This is a genomic window from Streptomyces sp. NPDC050528, from assembly GCF_044457795.1.
Taxonomy (GTDB): domain Bacteria; phylum Actinomycetota; class Actinomycetes; order Streptomycetales; family Streptomycetaceae; genus Streptomyces.
Genome location: NZ_JBITHH010000015.1, coordinates 76131 through 101385 on the forward strand (window position 1 = coordinate 76131; position 25255 = coordinate 101385).

General features: G+C 71.8%; 18 protein-coding genes. 12 read left to right on the plus strand and 6 right to left on the minus strand.

The genetic code is table 11. From position 1 onward, the window contains the following. Positions 1–268: 268 nt before the first annotated feature. Positions 269–1153: a sulfurtransferase gene (locus ACIBK4_RS40840; protein WP_399003535.1), complete on the plus strand. Its 885-nt coding sequence runs from the start codon at positions 269–271 to the stop codon at positions 1151–1153. Positions 1154–1339: 186 nt separating this feature from the next. Here ACIBK4_RS40840 and ACIBK4_RS40845 read toward each other — a convergent pair whose 3' ends face one another. Then, on the minus strand, positions 1340–2446 hold the full coding sequence (locus ACIBK4_RS40845) for a M12 family metallopeptidase (protein WP_399003537.1): 1107 nt from the start codon (positions 2444–2446) through the stop codon (positions 1340–1342). 97 nt (positions 2447–2543) lie between these two features. Here ACIBK4_RS40845 and ACIBK4_RS40850 point away from each other — a divergent pair, with 97 nt between their 5' ends. Beyond that, positions 2544–4439 (plus strand): LuxR C-terminal-related transcriptional regulator, encoded by a 1896-nt coding sequence (locus ACIBK4_RS40850; RefSeq protein WP_399003539.1) that lies wholly within the window; start codon positions 2544–2546, stop codon positions 4437–4439. A 391-nt stretch (positions 4440–4830) separates the two neighbouring features. Here the strand turns inward: ACIBK4_RS40850 and ACIBK4_RS40855 are convergent, their stop codons facing one another. Beyond that, positions 4831–7437, minus strand: coding sequence for a CHAT domain-containing protein (locus tag ACIBK4_RS40855; protein WP_399003541.1), 2607 nt, complete (start codon positions 7435–7437; stop codon positions 4831–4833). 110 nt (positions 7438–7547) lie between these two features. Here ACIBK4_RS40855 and ACIBK4_RS40860 point away from each other — a divergent pair, with 110 nt between their 5' ends. From ACIBK4_RS40860 to ACIBK4_RS40870, 3 genes are read left to right on the plus strand one after another with little or no spacing between them, the layout of a single operon-like run. Further along, positions 7548–8984, plus strand: coding sequence for a S8/S53 family peptidase (locus ACIBK4_RS40860; RefSeq protein WP_399003543.1), 1437 nt, complete (start codon positions 7548–7550; stop codon positions 8982–8984). After that, positions 8981–9619: an RNA polymerase sigma factor gene (locus ACIBK4_RS40865; RefSeq protein WP_399003545.1), complete on the plus strand. Its 639-nt coding sequence runs from the start codon at positions 8981–8983 to the stop codon at positions 9617–9619. Before ACIBK4_RS40860 ends, ACIBK4_RS40865 begins: the two co-directional genes overlap by 4 nt. Before the next feature lie 5 nt (positions 9620–9624). Then, the gene (locus ACIBK4_RS40870; RefSeq protein WP_399003547.1) at positions 9625–10167 is read left to right on the plus strand and encodes a hypothetical protein; all 543 of its coding nucleotides are present in this window, start codon (positions 9625–9627) and stop codon (positions 10165–10167) included. Positions 10168–10231: 64 nt separating this feature from the next. Here ACIBK4_RS40870 and ACIBK4_RS40875 read toward each other — a convergent pair whose 3' ends face one another. Together ACIBK4_RS40875 and ACIBK4_RS40880 are read right to left on the minus strand one after the other, a co-directional pair. Next, a complete protein-coding gene (locus ACIBK4_RS40875) occupies positions 10232–11455 on the minus strand; it encodes a cytochrome P450 (protein ID WP_399003549.1) in 1224 nt (407 codons plus the stop codon). 65 nt (positions 11456–11520) lie between these two features. Beyond that, entirely contained in the window at positions 11521–12345 is an 825-nt protein-coding gene (locus ACIBK4_RS40880) for an N-formylglutamate amidohydrolase (RefSeq protein WP_399003551.1), read from the minus strand. Positions 12346–12429: 84 nt separating this feature from the next. Here ACIBK4_RS40880 and ACIBK4_RS40885 point away from each other — a divergent pair, with 84 nt between their 5' ends. Next, positions 12430–12771, plus strand: coding sequence for a DUF5713 family protein (locus tag ACIBK4_RS40885; protein WP_399003553.1), 342 nt, complete (start codon positions 12430–12432; stop codon positions 12769–12771). Positions 12772–12942: 171 nt separating this feature from the next. Here ACIBK4_RS40885 and ACIBK4_RS40890 read toward each other — a convergent pair whose 3' ends face one another. Next, positions 12943–15162: an NADP-dependent isocitrate dehydrogenase gene (locus ACIBK4_RS40890; protein ID WP_399003555.1), complete on the minus strand. Its 2220-nt coding sequence runs from the start codon at positions 15160–15162 to the stop codon at positions 12943–12945. Between the two features lie 210 nt (positions 15163–15372). On the opposite strand from ACIBK4_RS40890, the gene ACIBK4_RS40895 reads away from it, so the two are divergent. After that, positions 15373–16944, plus strand: a complete 1572-nt coding sequence (locus tag ACIBK4_RS40895; protein WP_399003557.1) for a M1 family metallopeptidase — start codon at positions 15373–15375, stop codon at positions 16942–16944. Positions 16945–16962: 18 nt separating this feature from the next. Here the strand turns inward: ACIBK4_RS40895 and ACIBK4_RS40900 are convergent, their stop codons facing one another. Further along, the gene (locus tag ACIBK4_RS40900; protein ID WP_399003559.1) at positions 16963–18075 is read right to left on the minus strand and encodes a mechanosensitive ion channel family protein; all 1113 of its coding nucleotides are present in this window, start codon (positions 18073–18075) and stop codon (positions 16963–16965) included. 498 nt (positions 18076–18573) lie between these two features. On the opposite strand from ACIBK4_RS40900, the gene ACIBK4_RS40905 reads away from it, so the two are divergent. The 5 genes from ACIBK4_RS40905 (at position 18574) to ACIBK4_RS40925 (ending at position 25253) form a co-directional block, all read left to right on the plus strand. Then, positions 18574–20013, plus strand: coding sequence for an FGGY family carbohydrate kinase (locus ACIBK4_RS40905; protein ID WP_399003561.1), 1440 nt, complete (start codon positions 18574–18576; stop codon positions 20011–20013). Then, positions 20010–21416: an FAD-dependent oxidoreductase gene (locus ACIBK4_RS40910; protein ID WP_399003563.1), complete on the plus strand. Its 1407-nt coding sequence runs from the start codon at positions 20010–20012 to the stop codon at positions 21414–21416. The genes ACIBK4_RS40905 and ACIBK4_RS40910 overlap by 4 nt, the downstream gene beginning before the upstream one ends. A 28-nt stretch (positions 21417–21444) precedes the next feature. Beyond that, a complete protein-coding gene (locus tag ACIBK4_RS40915; protein WP_399003565.1) occupies positions 21445–22674 on the plus strand; it encodes an NAD(P)/FAD-dependent oxidoreductase in 1230 nt (409 codons plus the stop codon). 91 nt (positions 22675–22765) lie between these two features. Then, a complete protein-coding gene (locus ACIBK4_RS40920; protein ID WP_399003567.1) occupies positions 22766–23935 on the plus strand; it encodes a low temperature requirement protein A in 1170 nt (389 codons plus the stop codon). A 121-nt stretch (positions 23936–24056) separates the two neighbouring features. After that, positions 24057–25253, plus strand: a complete 1197-nt coding sequence (locus ACIBK4_RS40925; protein ID WP_399003569.1) for an MFS transporter — start codon at positions 24057–24059, stop codon at positions 25251–25253. Positions 25254–25255 lie beyond the last annotated feature (2 nt).

Consider the following 25255-nt stretch of genomic DNA (forward strand, 5'->3'; position numbering starts at 1 on the left):
CCACCGGATGCCGAGGCTCGACTGCTGCAGACACGTGAACTCCTACGCGGGCGCTGAGGCGCGAGTGGTGCGGTCGGCGTCCCCATGGGGGCCGGACTCTCGACGAGCCGGTCCCAGACGCCCTCTCAGCCCAACCGGGTAGGGGCTCCCGCGTAGATGGCCGAACGATAACCGCACCACCCGGATTCTGTGCAAGCAGGGTCCGATATCCGAGACGGCCATGCCCGAGGCGTGAGACGCCCAGGTCGCGGGCGTACCATCGGCCGCCATGACCACCTCCCTGCTGCCCGGCCCGCTGGTCGACGACACCTGGCTCGCCGCCCACCTCGACGATCCCCGGCTGGTCGTCCTCGACGCCACCGCGCTCCTGCCCTCACCCCGCGAGGACGGCGACTACCGCTCCGCGAGCGGGCACGAGTCATGGGCGGAACGGCACCTGCCCGGGTCGCGACACGCCGACCTGACCGGCGACCTCTCCGACCACGACGCGCCGTACCACTTCGCCGTGCCGTCCCCCGAGGCCCTCGCCGCCGCCCTGGCCAGGCTGGGCGTGGGGGAGGGCAGCGAGGTCGTGTCCTACGACAGCGGCGGCGGGATCTGGGCCGCGCGGCTGTGGTGGATGCTGCGGGCGATCGGCGTACCGGTGGCGGTCCTGGACGGCGGTCTCGAAGCGTGGGAAGCGGCCGGGCGTCCATTCGCCTCCGGTGACGACACCGAGCCGGTTCCGGCGGTCCGCCCCGTGACACCCGTCGTACGTCCGGATCTCTGGGCCGGCATCGAGGACGTGGCCGCCGTCAGCCGCGGCGAGCGCCCCGGCACGTTGGTCTGCGCCCTCCCTGTCGGCGGCTACGACGGCTCGGCCCCGACGCGTTACAGCCGCCGCGGCCACATCCCGACCAGCCGCAGCCTCCCGGGCCGGGGTCTCCTCGACGAGTCCGGTCGCGTCCTGCCCGCCGAGGAGCTCGCGGCGAAGGTCGGCGCGGTCCTCGACACCGACGACTCACCGGTCGTCCTGTACTGCGGCGGCGGCATCTCGGCGGCGGGCGCCGCGCTCGCGCTCACGCTGCTCGGCCGTACGGACGTGTCCGTGTACGACGGTTCGCTGGAGGAGTGGTCCAAGGACCCTGCGCGGCCCATGGAGTTGGGGGCCTAGGGCACAAGGTCCCGCGCAGGTGCGGGAGTTGGAGGGCTTGGCTTCAAGGGCCCTGAGTGCTGGACGAGTTGGACATGGCGGCGTGGCCGGAGTTCGTATCCCTCCCCCGAAGGCTACGAACTCCGGCCGCTTCCCCCGGCGCCGGACTTGTGGTCCGTCCGCCCGCGTGCGGCTGTACCCATGCTGTTACCAGCACATCACCGCGGTGTCCCCCGACCCCCACGTGGAGTACAGGCGCACACGGACGAAGTAGCGGCGGCCCTTGACGAGCCGGACCTTGAATGTGGCGTTGTGCGGCGTGCCCCCGTCGTCCTGCCCGGCGAGGAAGCGCGGTTCGCCGTCCCGTTCCTCGAAGACCACGACGACCGTGTCGCTGTCCCCGAAGGCGCCGACGGCGTACTCGCGCGTCTGTGTCGGCTCGATCGCGAAGTCGGCCTGCTCGCCCGGTCCCAGGCGCAGCGGCGCCGACCGGAACGGCACCAGCTCGGGCGGCCGGGGAGGGCCGACGGGCGGGTACCAGCGCAGGACGAACTCCTTGTCGGAGGGGGAGAGACCGCCGTGCGGGTGCAGACCCGTGCGGTACTCCTCCGGCTCCAGGATCAGCCCCGAAGCGAACGGGTACTCCATGACCGACTGCGGGTCCCAGACGGAGCTGTTGACCTCGTCCGGGTCGAGCTTGCGCAGGATGTTGAAGCGTGTCCTGTCCCGGCTCCAGAAGTTCGGCGGGCCCGCCAACTCGGCGTAGACGGCCTCGTCGTCCCAGTGGATACCGGCGAACGGGCTCTGGTGCTCGTGGAGCAGCCCCAGGGCGTGCCCGATCTCGTGCAGGGCCGTACCGCGCTGTCCGGTTGCGGTCAGGTCCCAGCCGAAGTTCATGGTGCGGTCGGACAGACCGACCGTGAGCGCGTCGCGGCCGATCGCCGACCAGGAGCCGTCACCGGGCTGGAACCCGATGCGCAGCTCCGCCTCCGAACGGTCGCCGACCTCGGTGAAGTCGACGCCGATACCGAGGCCTTGCCACTCACTGAAGCACTCGCGTACGACGTCCTGCTGCTCCTTGCTGCCGCCCCACGGCACCCGTCGCATCTCGCCGGTCCCGGGGACCGGGATGACGGATGTGTCGGTGGCCGCGGTGTTCTCGGGGTGGTCGGCGTCGAAGAAGTAGTAGTGCAGGACCGTGCCGTTGACCCACATGCGGCTTCCGCCGATGAGCGCACCGCGTCGCTCGGCGGCCAGTCCCGGTGCGAACTCCGGGGCCGGCTGCTGCGCGAGGGAGCAGTAGCGAGCGGTCATGCGACCAGATTGCCGGTGACCGTTCCCGGGCGCCTGAGTCGAGGGCTACTCAAGTCACCCTGTATCAGGCGTGAGTAGCCGGACTCATATCTGCGTGATGACTTTCGAACGGGACGCGAAGACCCTGGCACTGCCCTGGCCGTTCACCGGCCGGGAGGACGAAGTCGAGCTGATCCGGGGTTCGTTGACGGCCGGGCGGCCCGGCATCGTGGTGACCGGTCCGGCGGGCCGGGGCAAGACCCGGTTGGTGACCGAGGCCGTCCGGGGCAGCGACTGCGCCAGGGTCACCGGGACGCCCGAGACCCGCCGGCTCCCCTTCGCCGCGTTCGCCCACCTGCTGCCCGAGAGCGTCTCCCTGCACCGCGCGGTCCAACTCCTGTCCGGCGTCCGGCTGTTGCTGGTGGACGACGCCCATCTCCTCGACGACTCCTCGGCCGCGCTCGTCCACCAACTCGCCGTCCACGCCCGCACCCGCCTGGTGGTCGTCGTGGCCGACGGTGAGCCGGTACCGGAGGCGGTCTCCCGCCTGTGGACGGGCGAATTGCTGCCACGCCTCGCGTTGGAGCCGCTGCCCCGCGAGGAGACCGCCCAGTTGCTGGCGCTGGGTGCCGGCGGCCCGTTGGAACCCCTCACCGTGAACCGCTTCTACGGCCTCTGCCAAGGTGATCTGCGCCTGCTGCGCGACTTGTTCGGCGCGGTGCGCGAGCGTGGGCTGCTCACCCGGGCGACGGACTCCGACGAGTGGGCGTGGCGCGGCCCGGTGCCGGTCACGACGGCGGTCCGCGAACGCACCGCGCAAGTCCTCGCCCGCACCGGCCCCGAGGAGCGCGAGAGCCTCGAACGCCTCGCGTTCGCCGAGCCGTTGGGGTCATCGCTGGACGACTTCGACCTCGACGTCCTCGAACGCCTGGAGACGGAGGCGCTGATCCGGATCGACGACCAGGGCGCCGTCCACCTCGCCCACCCGCTGCACGGCCCCGCGCTGCGCGCCGCGGCCGGCCGGCTCCGGGCCCGCCGGCTGGCCCGCACCCCGGACCAGTGCGCCCCGGCCCTCGCGGCCGAACGGGCCGCGCTGACCGACCGCATCGACCGCACCGACGTACGCCCGCTGCCGACGCCCGTGGGGGAGTGGCTGGTCGCGGAGGGCGCGCCGGTCCCTGCCGGGTACGCCGCCGTCCGCGCACGGTTCGCGCGACTGCGGGGCGAGCTGCGCGAGGCGGCGGCCTGGGCGCGCGAGGGACTGCGGCAGACCGCGGGCAGCCGGGCCTGCGGGGCCGAACTCGCCCTGGCCGCCGCCCAGTCCGGCGACGTACCGGCCACCGACGAGGCTCTCGCCCACCGCCCCGCGACCGGCGACGCGGGCAGCTGGCTGGCGGCGGCCCGGGGCGATGTGGAAGCGGCCCGCGAGATCGCCGACGGCAGATGGAGAGAGGGCGAGGAGCCCCGCGGCCTCACCGCCGAGGACGCCAGGCCCGCCGCCTACGTCCTCTACGACGCCGTACGCCTCGGCGCTCCCGAACGTGTCGCCGGCCGCCTCGCCCAACTGCCCGGTGACGGCCCGGCCGTCCTCGCGAGGCACGCGGAGGCGCTGGTCGACGGCGACGGCCCCGCACTCGACAAGGTGGCCGGGGAGCTGGAGCAACGCGGCTTCCTGCTCTTCGCGGCCGAGGCACACGCCCAGGCGGTCCGCGCCCACCGCGACCCGCGCGCCGCCCGTATGTCCCGCACCCGAGCGGTAGCCCTGGCCCGCCGCTGCCAAGGCGCCCGCACCCCGGCCCTGTCGGGCCTGGTCCTGGGCGAACTCACCGCCCGCCAACGCCAGATCGTCACCCTCGCCGCAGCAGGCCTCAGCAACCGTCAGATCGCCGAACGCCTCACCCTCTCCGTCCGCACAGTCGGCAACCACCTCTACAGCGCCTACGCCCGCCTCGGCGCGAGCGACCGGGGAGCACTGCCCTGGCTGGTGGAACTGCCTGCGACGCAGTCTGCGTGACGGGGGATGTGACCGAGGGCTTGAGCAGCGCCGCCCTGTGCGGGTCGGGCTCGGCCCGTCGGGGCGGTGGTCGGGTCGAACTGCCGGGCGGGCGGGGTTACTTCGGCCTGCGTGTGATGCGCGGGTGAGATGCGCGTGGGCCGAGCGGGATCGGGTGAGCAGTGCCGGACCGCCCGTGTCGTGGCCGGACCCAGCACAGGGGCCGAGTCCCTGCGCTGACCGCCTCGCGACCCGACCCGCCCGCTGCACGGCCTCGCGCCCGCGCACCGCGACCCGTCGGCTCCGGGCCCGCCGATCGGCCCGCGCCCCGGACCAGTGCACCGGCCTCCGTAGCCGAACGGGCCGCGCCCACCGGCGACATCGGCCGCACCGCTGTCCCCCCGCGCCCCGCTCAGGCCGCCCCGAACGCCGAGAACGCCCACCCCGTCGCCCGGTGCATCGCATCCCCCGGCAGGGCCGCCCGGGCGTCGCGCAGGGCCTCTGCCAAGGACAGGCCCGTGCTGAGGCCCTTGTGGAGGGTGAGCATCAGGGGGACCACCGCCGCGTCGTTGACCGGGGCGCTGCTCGCGACCACGCCGGCCGTGCCCAGCGGGAGCAACGCCGTGACCAGGCCCAGGAGTTCGTCCGCGCCGACCGACGCGAGGCGGGCCGTGTCGCAGCTGGAGAGGATGATGCGGTACGGGCTGCGGGCGAGGCGTTCGAAGTCGTGGACGATGAGCGGACCGTCGGCCATGCGGAGGGACGAGAACAAGGGACTGTCCGCGCGGAACGTGCCGTGGGCCGCGATGTGCGCCAGGGTCGCGCCGTCCAACTCGGCCAGCACGCGGGGGACTTCGGCGTCGTCGTGCTCCAGGACCGTGGGCCTGTCGCCGTACCGGTCGGCGAGGTCCGGGACCTCGGCGCCGCCGGTCGCGAGGCCGGGGCCGCGCACCAGGACGTGCCGGTCGCCGGGCGGCCGTTCGGTGTCCAGGGCGCGCAGCCAACTGCCCGCCGACGGCGACACGCTGAGCACGCGGTCGCGCAGCGAGGGCAGCAACGCCCAGGGAACGCGGTGGAGTCGGCCCGGCGGGACCACCACCACCGGGCCGGAGCCCAGGTGATGAGCCGCCTCGCCGAGGAGGAGTTCCTCCAGGCGTCGGCCCGCCGCCTCCACCACCGGGAGCCGAGCCTCCGCTCCGGGGTGCGCCAGGCGCCGTAGACCCGCCTGTACGTGTTCCGCCTCGGCCATCGCCTCCGCGAGGAGGCCTGCCTCGAAGCGGCGGACCCGGCCCTCGCCGCACAGCAGGGCGTGCACCCGGCCGTCCACGACGGCGAGTTCGACCAGGCGTCCCTCACCGAGCCGTGCCAGCAGGCGACTTGGGTCGAAGCGGTCGCCCTCGTCGGGGGCGTCGCCGCGCATGTGGAGGGTGCGGGAGCGGATCTCCCGTTCCAGGCGCCGCTGTTCGCGTTCCAGGGCCGGTACCGGGCGGCCCTCCATGCGGGCCTCCTCCGCGCGGGCGGCGATCTCGCGGAACGCCGTCAAGTCGCTGAGCAGGGTCGGGTCGGCGGGGGGCCTGGTGGGTGGAGTGGAGAGGGCGGTCGCCCGCCAGCGCTCGCTCCAGACCAGGAGGCGTCGTGGGCCACCGGAGGCGAGGCTCGCGCGCTGGGCCAGCGCCGCCAGTTCCGCACCCTGTGCCGTCGCCCGCGCCCTCAACTCCGAGGCGCCCAGGGTCGTACGGTGATCGTCGAGGACGTCGAGGCCGCGTCGGCACGCCTCCAGCACCCCGCGACCCGAGCCCGCGGCCTGCGCGCGCAGTGCTTGCGCCGCCCAGCCGGTCATCCGGGCCAGTGGCGGGCCGCCGCGTCTGCTGCGGGCGGCGACCGCCAAGTGCCGTTCCGCGTCCGCCGTCCAGCCCAGGGCGAGTGCGATGCGGCCCGCGAGCAGTGAGGCCTCCGGTGCGGACGGTGAGCCGAACGCGGCCAGCTTGTCGGCCACCGCCGCGGCGTCCGCGACCAGGCGTCCCGACGCGCGCCCGGCCGCCAACCGGGCCTCGATCAGCACCAGTTGGGCATGCGTCTCCCACCACGTGCGGCGCTGCGCCGCGAACAGCCGTACCGCCACCGCCGCGCGCGCGATCGCCGTCTGCGGATCCTCGGCCAGCCGTGCGGCCCGTGCGGCCACCAGCAGCAACTCCGCCTTGCGCGTGGACTGTCCGCCGATGCCGTCGAGCAGCCGGACCGCCGCGTCCGCGTGCGCCAGCGCCTCCCCGGCCAGGCCCGCGCTCATCAGGACCTCGCAGCGGCGGACGGTCAGCATGAAGCTCGGGGTGGCGAGCTTGGCGTACATCTCCTCCGCCTCGTCGAGGAGTTGGAGCGCCACCGGGATGTCGCCCGACCGGAACGCGGCAAGACCCCGGCTCTCCACCGCGTCCGCCTTGTCGTGCTCCTGGCCGGTGGTCTCCCACAGCAGTTCGGCCGCCGTGAAGTCGGCGTCGGCCCGCTCCACCGCGCCGAGCGCGAGGTGCACGGTCGCGCGCAGGGTGAGCGCCCGCGCCGTCCAGATCACGTCATCCACCTGCCGCAGCACGGGAATTGCCCGCCGTACGTCGTCCAGGGCTTCCGGGTGCCGGCCCAGCACCCACCAGACATAGGCCCGCCGGAACAGGACCCGCGCCCGGGTCTGTCCCGTGCCGCGCGCGATGCCCCGCTCGAAGGCCTCCAGACCCTGCCGGGTGCGGCCCGCGTGCACCAACGCCACGCCGAGGGTGCCGAGTACGTCCGCCTCACGGTCCGCGGAATCCGCGCGGGCCGCCAGGTCGCGGGCGCGCCGCAGGTGGTGCAGGGCGAGCCGCAGATCGCCGAAGTCCCGCTGCCACATGCCGATCGCGTGGTGGGCCACGGAGGCCCGGAACGGCGTCGGATCGCCGTCGAGAACCTCCCGCGCACCGGCCAGCGCCTCGCTCGGCGCCGCGAACACCATCGGCAGCAGTTCGAGAACCGAGTCGCTTCCCGCAGTCACTCCTCGCATCCTAGTGGTCCCAGGTGCAGACCACACAGGGTTGGTGCTGTATCAAGTAGCGGTCCGGCGGCTCTGATTGACGACCGCCGCCGCAGTGGGAGGAACACGCCATGGCGCCACAGCGATTCCACGAGCAGTTCGACCAGATCCAGCGCTCGATGCCGGACGTCCCCCTCGCGATGGGGCCGGACGACTCCGCCGAGTTCTTCTACGAGAAGGGCGTCGTGCTCGCCCGCGACGGCGAGGAGGCCCGCGTCGTCGAAGAGACCGTCCGTACGCACTTCACCGCGGTCACCGGCCTCAGCGCCGACTCCGTGCGCCGAGCGGGCCCCGAGACCAACCGCTCCGGCATCACCCGCATCCAGGTCGGCGACCCGGGCGTGGGCGACCGACGCGGCGACCACGCCGTCGCGAACGCGCTGCGCGCCCTGCGCGAGCCGGAGGGCCGCGCCGGACGCCGACTCGTCAGCCGCAACCACGTCGTGTCGATCGCGGTGAACGCCTGTCCCGGCGACGAACCCGTGCCCGCCCCGAGCGCCGAAGGCGCCAACCCGGCGCCCGCGGAAGCCGGTTACGACCCCGACACCGCCGTGGGCGTCCTCGTCATCGACACCGGACTCATGCACGACTACCGCTCCTACCCGCTGCTCGCCCACGTCCAGGGCGACGCGCAGATCCGGGAGACCGACGACGCGGGAGTGCTCCAACAGTACGTAGGACACGGCACGTTCATCGCCGGACTCGTCGCGGCCGTCTCGCCCAACACCGAGGTCACCGTCCGCAACACCCTCAACGACGCGGGCGCCATCCTCGAATCCGACTTCGGCGAAGCGCTGTTCGCCGCCGTCGACCAGAACGGCTGGCCCGACGTCATCAGCCTCTCCGCCGGTACCTCGAACGGCCGTACCGACGGACTCCTCGGCGTCGAGGGATTCATGCGGCAACTGCGCGGCCAGCGCACGCTGTTGGTGGCAGCGGCCGGCAACAACGCCAGCGCCACTCCCTTCTGGCCCGCCGCCTACGCCGACCTGCCCGACTACCAGGACGTCGTCCTCTCGGTCGGCGCGCTGCGCAGCGACGGCGAGTTCGGCGCCTGCTTCAGCAACCACGGCGCCTGGGTGAAGGCGTACGCCCCCGGCGAGCGGCTCGTCGGCCCCCTCACCGGCTTCGACGCGCCCACGCCGTACGCCTACCAGCACACCACCTACGACGCCTGCCGGTTCGGCTTCACCTACTCCTGCACCTGCCAGTCGCCCGCCCACAAGGGCGTGTTGAGCCAGGCCGGGGACGCCGAGCCGGGCAGCCCGGACCAGGTGACGTTCGACGGGCTCGCGCGCTGGAGCGGCACCTCGTTCGCCGCCCCCGTCGCCGCCGGCATGGTCGCCGCCTTCATGACGGCCAACAAGGAGGCCGACGCACGCGCCGCCCGCACCCAACTCCTCACGGGGAACACCGAGTACGCCGAAGTGCGCGGGGCGCATGTACCGGCGCTGCGCCCGCCCACCTGGCGCCCGGTCCCCGTCGTACCGCTCGCCCCTCCGGCATGAGGGCCGGAACCATCCCCTCCACGGCGTACGATGACATGCCGTACACGAGGGGTGGCACCGTGGAACGTGCAGAAGTCGGCGCGCTCGTCCAGTCCGCCGTCGACGGCGACGCGGCGGCCTGGAAGGCGCTCGTGGAGGGGCTCAGCCCACTGGTCTGGTCCGTGGTGCGCGCCCACCGGCTCTCCGACGCCGACGGCCACGAGGTGTACCAGACCGTGTGGTTCCGCTTCGCCCAGCATCTGCGGCGCATCCGCGAACCCGAGAAGGCTGGCTCCTGGCTCGCGAGCACCGCGCGCAACGAGTGCCTGAAGGTGATCAAGTCGCTACGGCGGCTCATGCCGACGGACGATCCCCAACTCCTCGACCGCGTCAGCGAGGAGCGCACCCCCGAGCAGTCGCTGATCGACTCGGAGGAAGCGGCCTCCGACGCCGAGCGCATCCGGCGGCTGTGGCAGGAGTTCGAGGAACTGGGCGAGCGCTGCAGGCAGTTGCTGCGCGTGCTGATGGCCTCGCCGCCGCCCAGCTACCTGGAGGTGTCCGCCGGTCTGGGGATCGCCGTCGGCAGCATCGGCCCGATGCGCCAGCGCTGTCTGCGCCGGCTGCGGGCCCGACTCGACGCCCGGGGGGCGGTGTGAACGGCATGCACGACGACGGTCTCGACGCGTTCGGCGCCTTCGGCCAGGACCCTTTCGACGACGAGGAGTTCGCCGAGCAGGAGGGTGAACAAGACGACGGCGCCGGGGAGTTCGAGGACGGACTCCTGGAGGAGGAGCTGCGCCAGGCCGTCGCCATCCTGGACCCGGTCCCCGCCGAGCTGCGCCAACTCGCCATGGACGCCTACGCGTTGTACGACATGGACGCCCGGCTCGCGGAGCTGACCTTCGACTCGCTGGTCGACGCGATTCCGGTCAGAGGGGTCACGGCCGCGCCCCGCATGCTGACCTTCACCGCGGGCGAACTCAGCATCGACGTGGAGGTGACGAGCGAGGGCCTGATGGGCCAGGTGATGCCACCCCAACCGGCCGGCATCGAGGTCCTGAACGGCCCCCAGGCCCTGCGCCCCACCACCCTCACGGCCGACGCCATGGGCCGCTTCACCAGCGACGTACCCCCGACCGGCCCCTTCGCGCTACGGCTGCGGGCGGGCGGCGAGGTCGTCGTCACGGAGTGGCTGCGGGCGTGAACACCGGTGCGCGAGGCGGGTGTCGGAACACCTGCCTCGCGCACGGCGATTCAGAGACTTCGGCCTACCAGGTGACCGGCAGCGTCTGCGGCCCCCGGATCATCGTCTTCCGGCGCCAGACGATCTCCTCGGCGGGGACGGCCAGTTGGAGCCCCGGGAGCCGGTCCAGCAGGGTGTCGACGAGGAGTTCGGTCTGGAGGCGGGCCAGGACGGCGCCGGTGCAGTAGTGCGAGCCGTTGCCGAGCGCCAGGTGCGGGTTGGGATCGCGGTCGACGTCGATGCGGTCCGGGTCCGGGAAGACGGCCGGGTCGCGGTTGGCGGCGAGGTAGGAGACGTAGACCGGATCGCCCGCGCTGATGCGCAGGCCGTGCAACTCGACGTCCTCCAGGGCGATCCGGGCCAGCCCGACCGACGAGCGGTGCGGGATGTACCGCAGGAGCTCGTCCAACGCGGCCTCCCTGCAGTCCGGTTGACCGCGCAGCCGCTCCAGCAGCTCGGGGCGGGTGAGCATCAGGTACAGCATCTGCCCGCAGTTGTGGGTGACCGCCTCCCCGCCGATCTGCAGCGGGCCCGCCACACCGGACGCTTCGTCCTCGCTGATCTCGCCCCGGGCCACGGCGCCGCCCAGCAGCGAGTACACGTCGGTGCCGTCGCTCTCGGCGCGGGCGCGGATCGTGTCCGTGATCCACGCGTACATGCCCTGCTTGGCCCGGTCGGCGGCCTCGGCGCCGCCGGACGTGGAGATGATCTGCCGCGTCCAGGCGTGCACCTGCTCCCGGTCCGCGTCGGGCACGCCCATGACCTCGCTGACGACGGCGATCGGGAACGGTTCGAGGACCCGCTCGATGAGGTCGGCCGGGGGCCCGTCGGCCACGACCCCGTCGACCAGCGAGTCGAGCAGTGACTGCGCCCGGGGCCGCAGCCGCTTCATCGCGCCGACCGTGAACGCGCCCGCGATCGCCTTGCGCAGCCGGTTGTGGTCGGGCTGGTCGGCGAAGGCCAGGGACCCCGGGCGGGGCTTGAAGTGCGGGGCCATGCGCGTCACTTGACGTGTGGTGACCTCCGCGCGGCCGAACCGCGCATCGTTGGTGATCATCTTCACGTCGTCGTAGCGGGTGGCCAGCCACGCCCAGCCCTCGCCGTGCGGCAGCCGGATCCGGGTCAGCGGGCCCTCGCGCATCAGCTCCGCGAGGACCGGGTCGAACTCCGTCCCGGTCAGGTCGAGCGGGGGCCAGTCCCGGACGGGGGGCGGTGCCTGGCCGGTCAGCGTGGTGGTCTCCTCGGTCATGCGTCCACCCTCGTACGCCCCCGCCCGCCTGTCCTGCGGGAGTGCTCCAGCCGGAGGGCTGTGCGTTATCCGGATACGGCGTCCACGAGCGTCGCCAGTGCGGAGGCGAGCCGGGCGACTCCGGGAGCGTCAGCCGCCCCGCCGGGCTCCGTCATGTACGTGTCCCGGCGGATCTCCACCATCAGGGCACCGACCGCCGGCTCCTTGCCGTAGAACTCCAGAGGCACGTAGGTACCGATGAACGGGCTGTCGAGCCCGATCTCCCCGCAGCGCGCGAACGCCTCGCGGGCCGCCGACAGCAGTGCGGGCGGGGTATGGAGGGTGTCGGTGCCGAGGCAGACGGGTGGGCGGGGGCCGGTGCCGTGGAGTTCGTAGGGGAGCGGGGCGGTGGGGTAGGAGTGCAGATCGATGACGACGGCCCGGCCGGTGGCGGCGAGCCGGTCGGCGACCGCGTCCGTCATCGCCCGGGCGTACGGGCGGAAGTAGCGGTCGATCAGCGGCTCGGGGTCGTGGTCGGCGGGGCGTAGGTCGGCGTGGTGGGTGGTGCGGGTGTAGACCGCGCCCATGCCGACGGAGAGCATCTCCTCGCGTTCGTCCGGGAAGCGTTCCGGATCGACGACCAGGCGCGACAGGCGGTTCACGAACCGCCAGGGCGTGACCGCACACGCGCGTGCCGCCTCGGCGGCGATCCGGGCGGTGTGGCTGTCGGTGATGTGGTCGAGTTCGCGTTCCAGCGCCGGGTCGTCCAGGACGATGTCCGCGCGGACGTCGGCCGGTATCTCCCGTGCGGAGTGCGGGACATGGAGGATCACGGGCGATTCGGCGGCGCCGGGCAGCAGCTCGAAGGACGGTCCGGCGGCCGGCGTGGTGGACGGCGCGGAGGGGGACACGGGCGGCTCCCGGAGGCGTTGTCAGTGGCGTGGTGCAGCATCAAGGTATCCGCAACGACGATCACGGACCGGGGGAGCACCACCATGTCCGTCAGCAACGAGCAGATCACCGAGCACGCCTTCCTGCGCGGGCTGTACCGGGACGCGTACTACCCCGACCACGTCGTCGACCTCGGCAAGGCGATCCTGCTGCGCCTGTGCGAGCGCATCGAGACCGAACGGCCCGCGGACCTGCCCGCTCTGTACGCCCTCACCGAGGTCGCCACCGAGGAGTTCAACGCACTTCAGGACGACTTCGAGGCGGCCGACAGCGACATCGAGACGGTGGCCCGCGAGGAGATAGCCGAGGACTTCTGGTTCGTGGCCAACGCGTACGGCTTCGCGGACGCGGACGTGGAGGAGCTGATCGCTGTGCGGGACTGGTGAGGGGTGTGGGTGGTGGGTGTTGCCCGGGGGTTGGTGAGTGCGGCGGGTCGTAGTCCTGACCGGGACGGGCGGTCGGCGGAGCACTTGGGCGCCCGCCTCGCGGAACACCGCTGCCCCGGCCGGAGACTCCGGCCGGGGCAGCGGTCGACAAGAGCCCTCGGGCTCGCCGCGTCAGCTCAGGGAAGCCAGCGCCTCGTTCCACGTCGTCGACGGGCGCATCACCTTCGCGGCCTTGGCCGGGTCGGGCTGGTAGTAGCCGCCGATGTCGGCCGGGCTGCCCTGGACCGCGCCGAGTTCCTCGACGATCTTCTCCTGGGCGCCCGCGAGGGTCTCGGCGAGCGACGCGAACGCCTTCGCGAGGTCCGCGTCGTCGGTCTGCGCGGCCAACTCCTGCGCCCAGTACAGGGACAGGAAGAAGTGGCTGCCGCGGTTGTCGATGCCGCCGACGCGCCGGGTCGGGGACTTGTCCTCGTTGAGGAAGGTCGCCGTGGCGCGGTCGAGGGTGTCGGCGAGGACCTTGGCGCGGGTGTTGCCGGTGAACGTCGCGTACTGCTCCAGGGAGGGGACCAGCGCGAAGAACTCACCGAGCGAGTCCCAGCGCAGGTAGTTCTCCTTGACGAGCTGCTGCACGTGCTTCGGCGCGGAGCCGCCGGCGCCCGTCTCGAAGAGGCCGCCGCCCGCCATCAGCGGGACGACCGACAGCATCTTGGCGCTGGTGCCCAGCTCCAGGATGGGGAAGAGGTCGGTCAGGTAGTCGCGCAGCACGTTGCCGGTCACCGAGATCGTGTCCTCGCCGCGGCGGATGCGCTCCACCGACAGCTTGGTGGCCTCGACCGGGGCGAGGATCCGGATGTCCAGGCCCTCTGTGTCGTGCTCCGGCAGGTACGCGTTGACCTTGGCGATCAGCTGCGCGTCGTGCGCGCGGGTCTCGTCCAGCCAGAACACCGCCGGGTTCCCGGTGGCGCGGGCCCGCGTGACGGCCAGCTTCACCCAGTCCTTGATCGGGGCGTCCTTGGTCTGGCAGGCGCGGAAGATGTCACCCTTGGCGACCGCCTGCTCCAGGACGACGTTGCCGGCCTGGTCGACGAGGCGGACCGTACCGGCGGCCTTGACCTCGAAGGTCTTGTCGTGGGAGCCGTACTCCTCGGCCTTCTGCGCCATGAGGCCGACGTTCGGCACCGAGCCCATGGTGGAGGGGTCGTAGGCGCCGTGCGCGCGGCAGTCGTCGAGGACGGCCTGGTAGACGCCGGAGTAGGAGGAGTCCGGGAGCACCGCGAGGGTGTCCGCCTCGGCGCCGTCCGGGCCCCACATGTGGCCGGAGGTGCGGATCATGGCCGGCATCGAGGCGTCGACGATGACGTCGGACGGCACGTGCAGGTTGGTGATGCCCTTGTCGGAGTCGACCATCGCGAGCGCGGGGCCCTCGGCGATCTCCGCGTCGAAGGACGCCTTGATCGCGTCGCCCTCGGGCAGCGCGGCCAGGCCCTTGAGGATGCCGCCGAGACCGTCGTTCGCGGACAGACCGGCCGCGGCGAGCGTCGCGCCGTACTGCTCGAATGTCTTCGGGAAGAAGGCGCGGACCACGTGGCCGAAGATGATCGGGTCGGAGACCTTCATCATCGTGGCCTTGAGGTGCACGGAGAACAGGATGTCCTCGGCCTTGGCGCGGGCGATCTGCGCGGTGAGGAAGGAGCGCAGCTCGGCCACGTGCAGCACGGAGGCGTCGACGACCTCGTCCTTGAGGACGGGTACGGACTCGCGCAGCACGGTGGTGGTGCCGTCCTCGGCGACCAGCTCGATGCGCAGCGAACCGGCCTCGGTGATCGTCGTGGACTTCTCGGTGGAGCGGAAGTCGTTCTCGCCCATCGTCGCCACGTTGGTCTTCGAGTCCGCCGACCAGGCGCCCATGCGGTGCGGGTGGGTCTTGGCGTAGTTCTTGACCGAGGCGGGGGCGCGCCGGTCGGAGTTGCCCTCACGCAGGACCGGGTTCACGGCGGAACCCTTGACCTTGTCGTAGCGCGACTGGATGTCCCGCTCCTCGTCGGTCTTCGGGTCGTCCGGGTAGTTCGGCAGCGCGTAGCCCTGCTCCTGCAGCTCGGCCACGGCGGCCTTGAGCTGCGGGATGGACGCCGAGATGTTCGGCAGCTTGATGATGTTGGCCTCGGGCGTCTTCGCCAGTTCGCCCAGCTCGTGCAGGGCGTCCGGGATCCGCTGGTCCTCGGTGAGGTACTCCGGGAACACGGCGATGATGCGCCCCGCCAGCGAGATGTCCCGCGTGGTCACGGCGACACCCGCCTGCGAGGCGTACGCCTGGACCACCGGCAGGAAGGAATACGTCGCCAGGGCCGGGGCCTCGTCAGTGTGCGTATAGATGATGGTCGAGTCAGTCACCGGTGCTCCGCTCCACGTCTGCAACATTGCTCGACATCAAGATATCTCGTGCTCGGGTCCCGCTCGACAGCGGTCCGTCCGCACCGCGCGAACACCCGTGCGCGATCCGAGGGCAACCGACCGACCGGTTCGGTAGTCAGTAACGGGTGGATCACCTTCACTGACCGACGGCCGGAGCTGACCACCCGGCCGCCCGAGCGAAAGCGGATCATGAGATATCGCACCAGAGTGACGGCCCCGGTGGCCGCATTGATCGGTACGGCCACGGCGCTGACCGTGGGTTCCCCGGCCTTCGCGGCCGGACGGGGGAACGACGACGGGACGACCGGACAGGGCTACGGCGACGAGGGCGCCGAGACCCTCGGTGACCCGGTCTACCCGAGCCTCGGCAACGACGGCTACCGAGTCCACTCCTACGACCTCGACCTCGCCTACGACCCGACGACCAAGCTCGTCGACGGCACGGCCACGATAGAACTCCGCACGACCGAGGCCCTGACCCGCTTCTCCCTGGACGCCCTGGGCCTCGACATCCGCACAGTGCGCGTTCACGGCCGTAGCGCCGACTTCGAGCAGGCCGACGAGAAACTGCGGATCACGCCCGCCCGGACCCTCCCGGCGAGGGCCCGGGTCACCGTCCGCGTGGAGTACTCCGTCGACCCGAGCCGCGCCGCCGCGCCCACCGGCGGCTGGGTCCTCACCCCCGACGGTTTCGCGGTGTGCGGCCAGCCGAACCTGGCGCACACCGTCTTCCCCTGCAACGACCACCCCAGCGACAAGGCCGATTTCACGTTCCGGATCACCGTCCCGGACGGGCTGCGCGGGGTCGCCAACGGGCAGTTCGTCTGCGAGGAGAACCTGAGCGGCGGCCGGACCGCGTACACGTACCACTCCCGTTCGCCGATGGCGACCGAGCTGGTGCAGATCACGGTCGGCGACTACGTCGTCAAGGAGCGCCGTGGCCCGCACGGGCTGCCACTGCGGGACATCGTGCCCACCGCCCGCGCCGCCGCCCTGGAACCGGCGCTCGCGCTCACGCCGGGCCAGGTGGACTGGCTGGAGCAGCGGCTCGGAGCGTTCCCGTTCGAGACGTACGGACTGCTGCCCTGCAATTCCGACAGCCCGACCGCCTTTGATTTCACGGGGCTTGAGACCCAGACCCTCACCCTCTACAAGCCGAACTTCCTGCTCCAGGAGGAGAGCAAGATCGGCTCGCACATGATGCACGAGCTGGTCCACTCCTGGTTCGGCAACAGCGTCAGCCCCGCCACCTGGGCCGACCTCTGGCTGAACGAGGGCCACGCCGACTTCTACGGACTCCTCTACCGCTACGAGCGCGGCTGGCCCGACTCCCTCGGCCTCACCACGATGGAAGCCCGCATGAAGGACACCTACGCGCGCGGCGACCAGTGGCGCCACGACTCGGGCCCGGTCGCCGCCCCCAACGCGGTCAACCTCTTCGACAACCAACGCTACTTGGGCGGCGTCCTCGTCCTGTACGCCCTGCGGGAGTTCATCGGCGAGGACACCTTCCACGCCGTCGAGCGAGCCTTCCTCGCCCGGTACCGCGACTCCTCGGCGACGACGGAGGACTACATCGCCGTCGCGTCGAAGGTCTCGGGCCAGGACCTGTCCGGCTTCCTGCGGGACTGGCTCTACGGTACGGCGACGCCGCGCATGCCCGGTCATCCGGACTGGACGGTGACGCCGGTGAACCCGTCCCTCGCCGTCCCGCACGGCCGGACCGGCGGGCGCTACCGCGACAACTCCGCGACCCTCTAGGGGACTTGACCGGTCAGGTCAGTCGAGCCGGGTGGAGGGAACTTCGCCCGGCTCGTCCTCGGGAACCCGCTGTTGCGGTATGGCGACCGCCCCCTGCGGGAGCGACCCCTGCTGCAACGCCACCGTCCGCGTCGGCGCCGGAATCCGGATGCCCTCCTGCCGGTACCGCTTGTGCAGGCGCTTGATGAACTCGTGCTTGATGCGGAACTGATCGCTGAACTCCCCGACCCCCAGGATCACCGTGAAGCCGATCCGCGAGTCGCCGAAGGTGTGGAAGCGGATGGCCGGTTCGTGCTCGGGAATGGCACCCGTGATGTCGGTCATGACCTCGGCGATGACCTCCATGGTCACCTCCTCGACGTGCTCCAGGTCGCTGTCGTAGCCGACGCCCACCTGGACCAGGATCGTCAACTGCTGCTCGGGACGCATGAAGTTGGTCATGTTCGTCTTGGCGAGCTGGCCGTTCGGTATCACGACGAGGTTGTTGGAAAGCGCCCGTACGGTCGTCTGACGCCAGTTGATGTCCTCGACGTACCCCTCCTCCCCGCTGCTCAACTTGATGTAGTCGCCGGGCTGGACGGTCTTCGAGGCGAGGATGTGGATGCCCGCGAAGAGGTTGGCGAGCGTGTCCTGAAGGGCGAGCGCCACGGCGAGACCGCCGACGCCCAGGGCGGTCAGCATGGGCGCTATCGAGATGCCCAGCGTCTGCAGCATCACCAGGAAGCCGATGGCCAGGACCAGTATCCGGGTGATGTTGACGAAGATCGTGGCCGAACCCGCCACCCCGGAACGGGAGTTGGTGACCGCCCGGACCAGTCCCGCTATCACGCGGGCCGCCCCCACCGTCACGGCGAGGATGGTCAGCACCTTGAGGGTCTGGTTGACCTGGTGCTGGACCGTGTGCGTCAACGGCAGCACGGCCCCGGCGACCGCCGCGCTGCCGATGACCGCCGACCACGGCAGCACGCTGCGCAGCGCGTCGACCATCACGTCGTCGCCGCTCCAGCGGGTACGGTCGGCGTGCTTGCCGAGCCAGCGCAGCAGTATCCGCAACAGGAACGCCGCCAACAGGCCGCAGGCCAGAGCTATTCCGGCGAGCATGAAGTCGTCCAGGGTCGGCGCGCGGTTCATCGGTCACCGCCGGGGAGGGAAACGGCGGCGGAGAGCGCCGCCGACGGCCGGATGCGAAGAGTCGTCACGTTGTCCACCTGCTCGATATTGCGGGCATTGCCGGTACTGCGGTCACGCCGGCCGGAACGGTTCTCCGCAGCGACGCGACCGCTCATCCTGCCGTATGCGGAGGGGGAGTTTGTACCTGGTGCGGGGCTGTGAGCACGGCTTTCAGACGATCCCCTCGGCGAGTTCGTCGCACATGTTCCCGGCGGACCCCGCGCGGTGGGCACCTCATGGAACCGGAACGGGACGGCGTAGGGCTCTGGATCCAGCCGGGTGAGCCGGACACGACGATGTGGTGCGGCCTGGTTGCTTGTGGAAACCGGCGCTGCTCCCGGGTGGTGGTCGTACCCAACTCCGCAGATATATCCACGAGTTGACCGATGATCAGAAATGCTTGACGTCCGGTGCGGACCGGCGGCAGTCTGTCGCGCAGTGATCTACGAGAGGGGTGGTATGACGGGTCCGGTACTCGCCGTCGATCAGGGGACATCCGGCACGAAGGCCCTGGTGATCTGTCCCGAACGCGGTGTGATCGGTACCGGGTTCGTCTCGGTGGGGACCCGTCGGCTGTCGGGCGGCCTGGTCGAGGCCGATCCCGAGGAGCTGTACGACTCGGTGATCGTCGCCGGGCGCCGCGCGCTCGCCGAGGCCGACGAACCCGTGACGGCGCTGGGCCTCGCCAATCAGGGTGAGACCGTGCTCGCCTGGGACCCCGACACCGGAATGCCGCTCACCGACGCCCTCGTCTGGCAGGACCGGCGGGCCGAGAGCGTCTGTGCCGAACTCGCCGAGCACGCCGACGAGTTGCGTGCCCTGACCGGCCTGCCGCTCGACCCCTACTTCGCCGCACCCAAGATGGCCTGGATCCGCCGCCACCTCACCCGGGACGGCATGGTCACCACCACCGACTCCTGGCTGGTCCACCGTCTCACCGGCGCCCACGTCACCGACGCGGCGACCGCCGGCCGCACCCAGCTCCTCGACCTCGACAGGGTCACCTGGTCACCCCGCGCCGTCGACCTGTACGGCCTGTCCGGGGAACGCCTCCCGAGCGTCGTCGACTGCGCCCAACTCATCGGCACGACCACCGCGTTCGGCGCGGAGATACCCCTCACGGGGCTGGTTGTCGACCAGCAGGCGGCCCTCCTCGCCCAACGCGTCACCGCACCCGGCGGCGCCAAGTGCACCTACGGCACAGGGGCGTTCCTCCTCGCGCACACCGGCGACACACCCCGGCGCGGGGACTCGGGACTGGTGAGCAGCGTGGCGTGGCGGCTCGGCGGCCGGACCAGTTACTGCCTCGACGGTCAGGTCTACACCGCCGCGTCCGCGGTACGGTGGCTCACCGACCTCGGCGTCATCACTGGCGCCGCCGATCTCGACCGCGTGGGCGGTGCCGTGCCCGACAGCGGCGGCGTCACCTTCGTACCGGCCCTCGCCGGACTCGCCGCACCCTGGTGGCGCGGCGACCTGCGCGGTTCGCTCACCGGGCTCGGCCTCGACACCACCTCCGGACACCTCGTGCGCGCCCTGTGCGAGGGCCTCGCCGCCCAGGTCGTCGAACTCGCCGAAGCCGCCGCCACCGACCTCGGCACACCCCTCGACGTCCTGCGCGTCGACGGCGGCCTCACCCGCTCCGCCCTCCTCATGCAGACCCAGGCCGACCTCCTGCAACGCCCCGTCGAGGTCTCCGCACTCCCCGACGCGACCGCCCTCGGCGTGGGCGCACTGGCCCAACTCGGCGCGGAACCGGGTTCGTTGCTCGCTGACGCCCTGCCCGAATGGAAACCCGCCGCCGTCTACGAGCCCCGCATCACCCCCGACCAGGCCGCCGAACGCCGGGCCGCCTTCCGTACCGAAGTGACGGCGCTCCTCGACCGGGCCCCTGCGTGACCGTCACGGTCAACGGGCCGTTGCCGTCGGGGAGTTACGACGTGGCGGTGGTCGGGGCCGGAGTCGTCGGCTGCGCCATCACGCGCGAACTCGCCCGCCACCCGCGCCTGCGCGTCGCCCTCGTCGAGGCGCAGGACGACGTAGGCCAAGGCACCTCGAAGGCGAACACCGCGATCCTGCACACCGGCTTCGACGCGGTACCGGGCTCCCTCGAAGCACGCCTCGTCCGCGAGGGCTCCCGCCAACTCGCCGCGTACGCAGCCGAGTCGGGCATCGCCGTCGAACCGGTGGGCGCGCTGCTCGTGGCCTGGGACGAGGAACAGCTCGCCGCGCTACCGCAGTTGGCGGAGAAGGCCGTACGGAATGAGTACGGTGACACCCGCCTGATCGACCCTCCCGAACTCTACGAACGCGAACCGCACCTCGGCCCGGGTGCGCTCGGCGCCCTGCACGTCCCCGGCGAAAGCATCATCTGCCCCTGGACCACGACACTGGCGTACGCGACACAAGCGGTCGGGCACGGAGTCGACCTGCACCTCAACTCGCCAGTAAGCAAAGTCAGTTGGGGCGAAGGCGTGCACATCCTCACCACCCCCCGAGGCACCCTCCACACCCGCTACCTCGTCAACGCCGCCGGACTGCACGCCGACACCCTCGACCGTCATCTCGGCCACCACGACTTCACGGTCACCCCGCGCCGAGGCCAACTGATCGTCTTCGACCAGCTCGCCCGCGAACTGGTCCACCACATCCTCCTGCCCGTCCCCACCGCACTCGGCAAGGGGGTTCTGGTCGCCCCCACCGTCTACGGCAACCTGCTCCTCGGCCCCACCGCCGAGGACCTCGACGACAAGCGAGCGACCGGTTCGACCAGCCAAGGGCTCGCCCTGCTGCGGGGGAAGGGCGCGCGCATCCTCCCCGCGCTGCTCGACGAGGAGGTCACAGCCGTCTACGCCGGTCTGCGCGCCGCCACCGAAGAGGACGACTACCGCATCACCGCGCACCCGGAGCAGGCGTACGTCACGGTCGGCGGCATCCGTTCCACCGGCCTGACGGCGTCCATGGCCATCGCCGCGCACGTGACCGGGTTGCTCGCGGACGCGGGCCTGGACCTGGGCGGCCCGGTGCGGGACCTGGACCCGGTCCGCATGCCGAACCTCGGCGAGTCACACCCGCGGCCGCACCAGAACGCCCAACTCGTCGCCGCGGACCCGGAGTACGGCACCCTCGTCTGCCACTGCGAGCGGGTCTCGCGCGGCGAGATCAGGGACGCGCTCGTGAGTACGGTGCCGCCGCGCAATCTCGACGGGTTGCGTCGACGGACGCGGGCACGGGCGGGGCGCTGTCAGGGTTTCTACTGCGGGGCGGCTGTACGGGAGTTGTTCGAAGGGGCCGGGGCATGATCCATCCGACGCGCCAAGGCGCCCAGCCATGACCCGCCCCGCCCGCGAAGTCGACGTCCTCGTCGTCGGCGCCGGCCCCGCAGGACTCGCCGCAGCCGCGCGCCTCGCCGTCGCCGGTGTCGCCCGGGTCGAAGTGCTGGACCGGGAACAGCACGCCGGGGGAGTGCCCCGGCACTGTCACCACGGCGGCTTCGGTACCTGGACGCATCCTCTCACCGGGCCCGCGTACGCCCGCCTGGTCCTGGACGCCGCCGTACGTGCCGGTGCCGTCGTGCGTACGGGGATTACGGCACTCGACTGGGCGGGACCCCTCGCCCTCGACACCGTTGGTCCACAGGGGCCGGAGACCGTCCGTGCCGCAGCCGTCGTCCTCGCCACCGGTGCCCGCGAACGCCCCCGCGCAGCCCGCCTGGTGCCGGGGACGCGCCCCAACGGGGTATACACCACAGGCGAGTTGCAGCAGGCGGTGCACCTGTACGGGCAGCGGATCGGCACCCGGGCCCTCGTGGTCGGTGCCGAGGACGTCTCCTATGCCGCCGCCGATACCGTGCGTGCCGTCGGAGCTCAAGTCGTCGCCATGGTCACCGAGTTGCCCGCCTCCCAGACGACGGTCACCCGCACCCACAACGCCCGCCTCCGTCACCGCATCCCCCTCCTCACCGACACCACCGTCACCGAACTCCTCGGCCACGGAAGGCTGTCCGGCGTCCGCGTCCGGCACCGGGACGGTCGTACCACTCAACTCGCCTGCGACACCGTCGTGTTCACCGGAGACTTCGTGCCCGACCACGAACTCGCCCGGCGGGGGCGCCTGGAACTGGACCCCGGAACCCGTGGCCCCGCCGTCGACGGTGCCCTGCACACCTCCCGGCCCGGTGTCTTCGCCGCCGGCAGTCTCCTGCACCCCGTCGAGAGCGCGGCCACCGCCACCCGCGAGGGGGTCCGGGTCGCCGCCGCTGTTCTGGCGAGCCTCGCCGGTGCCGAATGGCCCCGCCACACCGTGCCGTTGCTCGTCGAGCCGCCGCTGCGCTGGATCGCCCCGAACCGTGTCGCCCCGGGTGACGGGCACCCGTATGTCCTGCGGACGTCGGCCCTGTTGAAGCGGCCGGTGCTGCAAGTCGTCCAGGATGGGCGGGTGTTGCATCGGGAGCGGTTGGGGGTGGCCGTACCGAATCGGACTCTGACCCTGGCGGCGGGGTGGACGCGGCTCGTCGACCTGGAAGGTGGGTCGGTGCGGGTGGCGCTCACCCGGCGCTGAAGTTCGGACAGCCGGGTGCTCAACTTGCCGCAATAGGTGTCCACTTCGCGCATTCCGTGTGCGCCGCGTCCGCCCGTGTCCCGATACGACGATGACCGACGCAACCGCGACAACGACCGTCCCGGCCGTTCAGGTGCGTGACCGGGCCACCTGGGCGGAGCTCTTCTTCGATCTGGTCCTCGCGTTCGGCGTGGGCCAGGTCGCGCACCTGCTCGCCGGGCACGCCACCTGGCCCGTGCTGGGGCAGTGTCTGCTGGTGCTCGTCCCGCTGTGGTGGGCCTGGGTGGATGTCGTCATGGCGATGAACGCCGTGCACGAGACCAGTCTGCAGCGGGTGTTCCTGATGCTGACCGCACTCGCCGTCTACGGCATGGCAGTTGCCGCACCACAGGCTCTGAACGACCGGGAACAGGCCCTGCTGTACGCGGGGAGTTACCTCGCCCTGCGCCTGCTCATCGGCGAGGCCATCCGCAGAGAGTGCGCGCTCTACACCATCCACCCCTACCGCGCCGGACTCGCCTTCGCCCTGGTGCTGTTCGGCGCCGCCACCCTCCCCGCGCCCTGGCGCGAGGTGTGCTGGGCGGTCGCCGTGGTCGCCGAGCTGTCGGCGCCCGTCCTGCTCAGCGGCCATCTGCGGCGGCTGGCCTTCGGCGTCAACCATCTCCCGGAAAGGTTCGGCCTGTTCATCATCATCGCGCTCGGCGAGAACATCTTCTCCGTCGGCGCCGGAGTCGCCAAAGGACCGCTCGACCCGGTCAGTCTGACCGCGCTCACCCTCGCCTTCCTCATCGGCTGCGCCCTGTGGTGGCTCTACTTCCACCTCGTCGCCTCCGCCGTCGCCCACGCCCTGCGCACCCACCCGACCCCCGCGATCGTCGTCCGCGATGTGCTCAGTTACGGCCATCTCGTCCTGGTGGCAGGGCTGTTGCTGGTCTCCGTCGGCGCCGCGCGGACCGTGCACGCCCCGCTGCGGACCCCGCACTCGGGTGCCGCCGGGCTGCTGCCGGTCGGCGCCGCCCTCATCCTGCTCACCTTCTGCTACACGCGCCGCCGGATGTTCGGCGCCGCGTCCGCCACCCGTTTCTACTGCGGCCTCGTGCTGCTGGCCGCCGCCGCCGTGGCACCGCTCGTGCCGGCCCTCGCCGTGCTGGCGTTCACGGCCTTGTTGCTCCTGCTGGTCAACGCCGTGGAGCACTGGCTGATCAGCTCCGGCCGCAGTGTGCCGCTGGTGCTGCGCTCACGCGCTTTCGGCACGACCTGACGTAGTGCAGGGACGGACCTCGGGCAGTGCCGGGGTCCGTCTCGCGGCGCGCGCGAGGGCCTGCGGGGCGCTCCTACGGTCACCGTATGCACCTTTCCCGTTCGGAAGAGGAGGTGGCGTGATGCCGTCCCGCAGCGCCTTACCGGCCTTGCTGTCGCTGTCACTGGGCTACTTCAGCCTGGGGACGATCTCGCTGGCGGTCGTCGGCCTGAACGGTCCGATCGGGGACGACCTGCACGTCCAGCCCGCCTCGGTGGGCATCCTCGTCACCGTCTTCGCGCTGACCTTCGCGGTCTGCGCGCCCTCGGCCCCCATCCTGTTGCGCCGGTGGAACCGCAAGCGGGTCCTCCTCGTCGGCATCGGACTGCTCACCGTCGGCGCCGCCCTCGGGGCCGTAGCCCCCAACTACGGCTTCCTGACGGTCACTCGGGTCCTCGGCGCGATGGGCGCGGCCGTCTTCGGACCCGGCGCCTCGGCGGCCGGCGCGCTCATCGTGCCGCCGGAGCGCCGGCAGCGGGCCCTCGCCACCGTCTTCGGCGGGATGACAGCGGCCGCCGTACTCGGTGTGCCGCTGGCGTCGTTCCTGGGCGGCAGCCTCGGCTGGCGTCCGGCGCTGCTCGGCGTGGCCGCGCTCTCCGCGATCGCCTTCGTGACGGTGTTCGTGTTCGTCCCGGAGATCCCGGCCGGCGAACCGCCCACCGTGCGGGCCTACCGCAGCGCGCTGCACACGCCCGCCACCGTGGCCACGGTCTCGACGACCCTGCTGTTCATGGCCGCCCAGTTCACCGTCTACGGCATCGCGGGCGCCTATCTGAAGGACCGCTTCGACGCGTCGTCCGGACTGATCTCGGTGACCCTGCTCGCCTTCGGCGTCATCGGCGTCGCGGGCAACGCGTCGGCGCCGAAGATCGCCGAACGGCTGGGCGGCGAACGGACGGTGGGCCTCGCCGTGCTCGGACTCGCCCTGGGATTCGCCCTGTTGCTGGTTGCCCCGCACTCCACGGCCGGGCTCGTGTTCTTCGCCTTCTGGGCCTTCTTCAGCCAGCTCTACCAGGCACCGCAGCAGGCCCGGCTGGTCGAACTCGTGCCCCTGCAACCGGGGTTGATCCTCGCTCTGAACGCCGCCGCGCTCTACCTCGGGATGAGCCTCGGCAGCTTCATCGGCAGCTCCCTGCTGCCGGGCGTGGGCGCGGGCCCCATCCCGGCCGCGGCCCTGGGCGTCCTGGTCCTCGCCGGGCTGGCCCATCTGCTGTCCGTCCGGCAGGCGTCGACGGCCAAGGTCGCCGAGCAGTCCGCCACACCTGTACACATCAGTTAGCC

Coding starts and splice junctions, on each gene's coding strand:
- ACIBK4_RS40840 (WP_399003535.1), top strand. CDS start 269: ATGACCACCTCCCTGCTGCCCGGCCCGCTGGTCGACGACACCTGGCTC.
- ACIBK4_RS40845 (WP_399003537.1), bottom strand. CDS start 2,446: ATGACCGCTCGCTACTGCTCCCTCGCGCAGCAGCCGGCCCCGGAGTTC.
- ACIBK4_RS40850 (WP_399003539.1), top strand. CDS start 2,544: ATGACTTTCGAACGGGACGCGAAGACCCTGGCACTGCCCTGGCCGTTC.
- ACIBK4_RS40860 (WP_399003543.1), top strand. CDS start 7,548: ATGGCGCCACAGCGATTCCACGAGCAGTTCGACCAGATCCAGCGCTCG.
- ACIBK4_RS40865 (WP_399003545.1), top strand. CDS start 8,981: ATGAGGGCCGGAACCATCCCCTCCACGGCGTACGATGACATGCCGTAC.
- ACIBK4_RS40870 (WP_399003547.1), top strand. CDS start 9,625: ATGCACGACGACGGTCTCGACGCGTTCGGCGCCTTCGGCCAGGACCCT.
- ACIBK4_RS40875 (WP_399003549.1), bottom strand. CDS start 11,455: ATGACCGAGGAGACCACCACGCTGACCGGCCAGGCACCGCCCCCCGTC.
- ACIBK4_RS40885 (WP_399003553.1), top strand. CDS start 12,430: ATGTCCGTCAGCAACGAGCAGATCACCGAGCACGCCTTCCTGCGCGGG.
- ACIBK4_RS40895 (WP_399003557.1), top strand. CDS start 15,373: ATGAGATATCGCACCAGAGTGACGGCCCCGGTGGCCGCATTGATCGGT.
- ACIBK4_RS40900 (WP_399003559.1), bottom strand. CDS start 18,075: ATGAACCGCGCGCCGACCCTGGACGACTTCATGCTCGCCGGAATAGCT.
- ACIBK4_RS40905 (WP_399003561.1), top strand. CDS start 18,574: ATGACGGGTCCGGTACTCGCCGTCGATCAGGGGACATCCGGCACGAAG.
- ACIBK4_RS40915 (WP_399003565.1), top strand. CDS start 21,445: ATGACCCGCCCCGCCCGCGAAGTCGACGTCCTCGTCGTCGGCGCCGGC.
- ACIBK4_RS40920 (WP_399003567.1), top strand. CDS start 22,766: ATGACCGACGCAACCGCGACAACGACCGTCCCGGCCGTTCAGGTGCGT.
- ACIBK4_RS40925 (WP_399003569.1), top strand. CDS start 24,057: ATGCCGTCCCGCAGCGCCTTACCGGCCTTGCTGTCGCTGTCACTGGGC.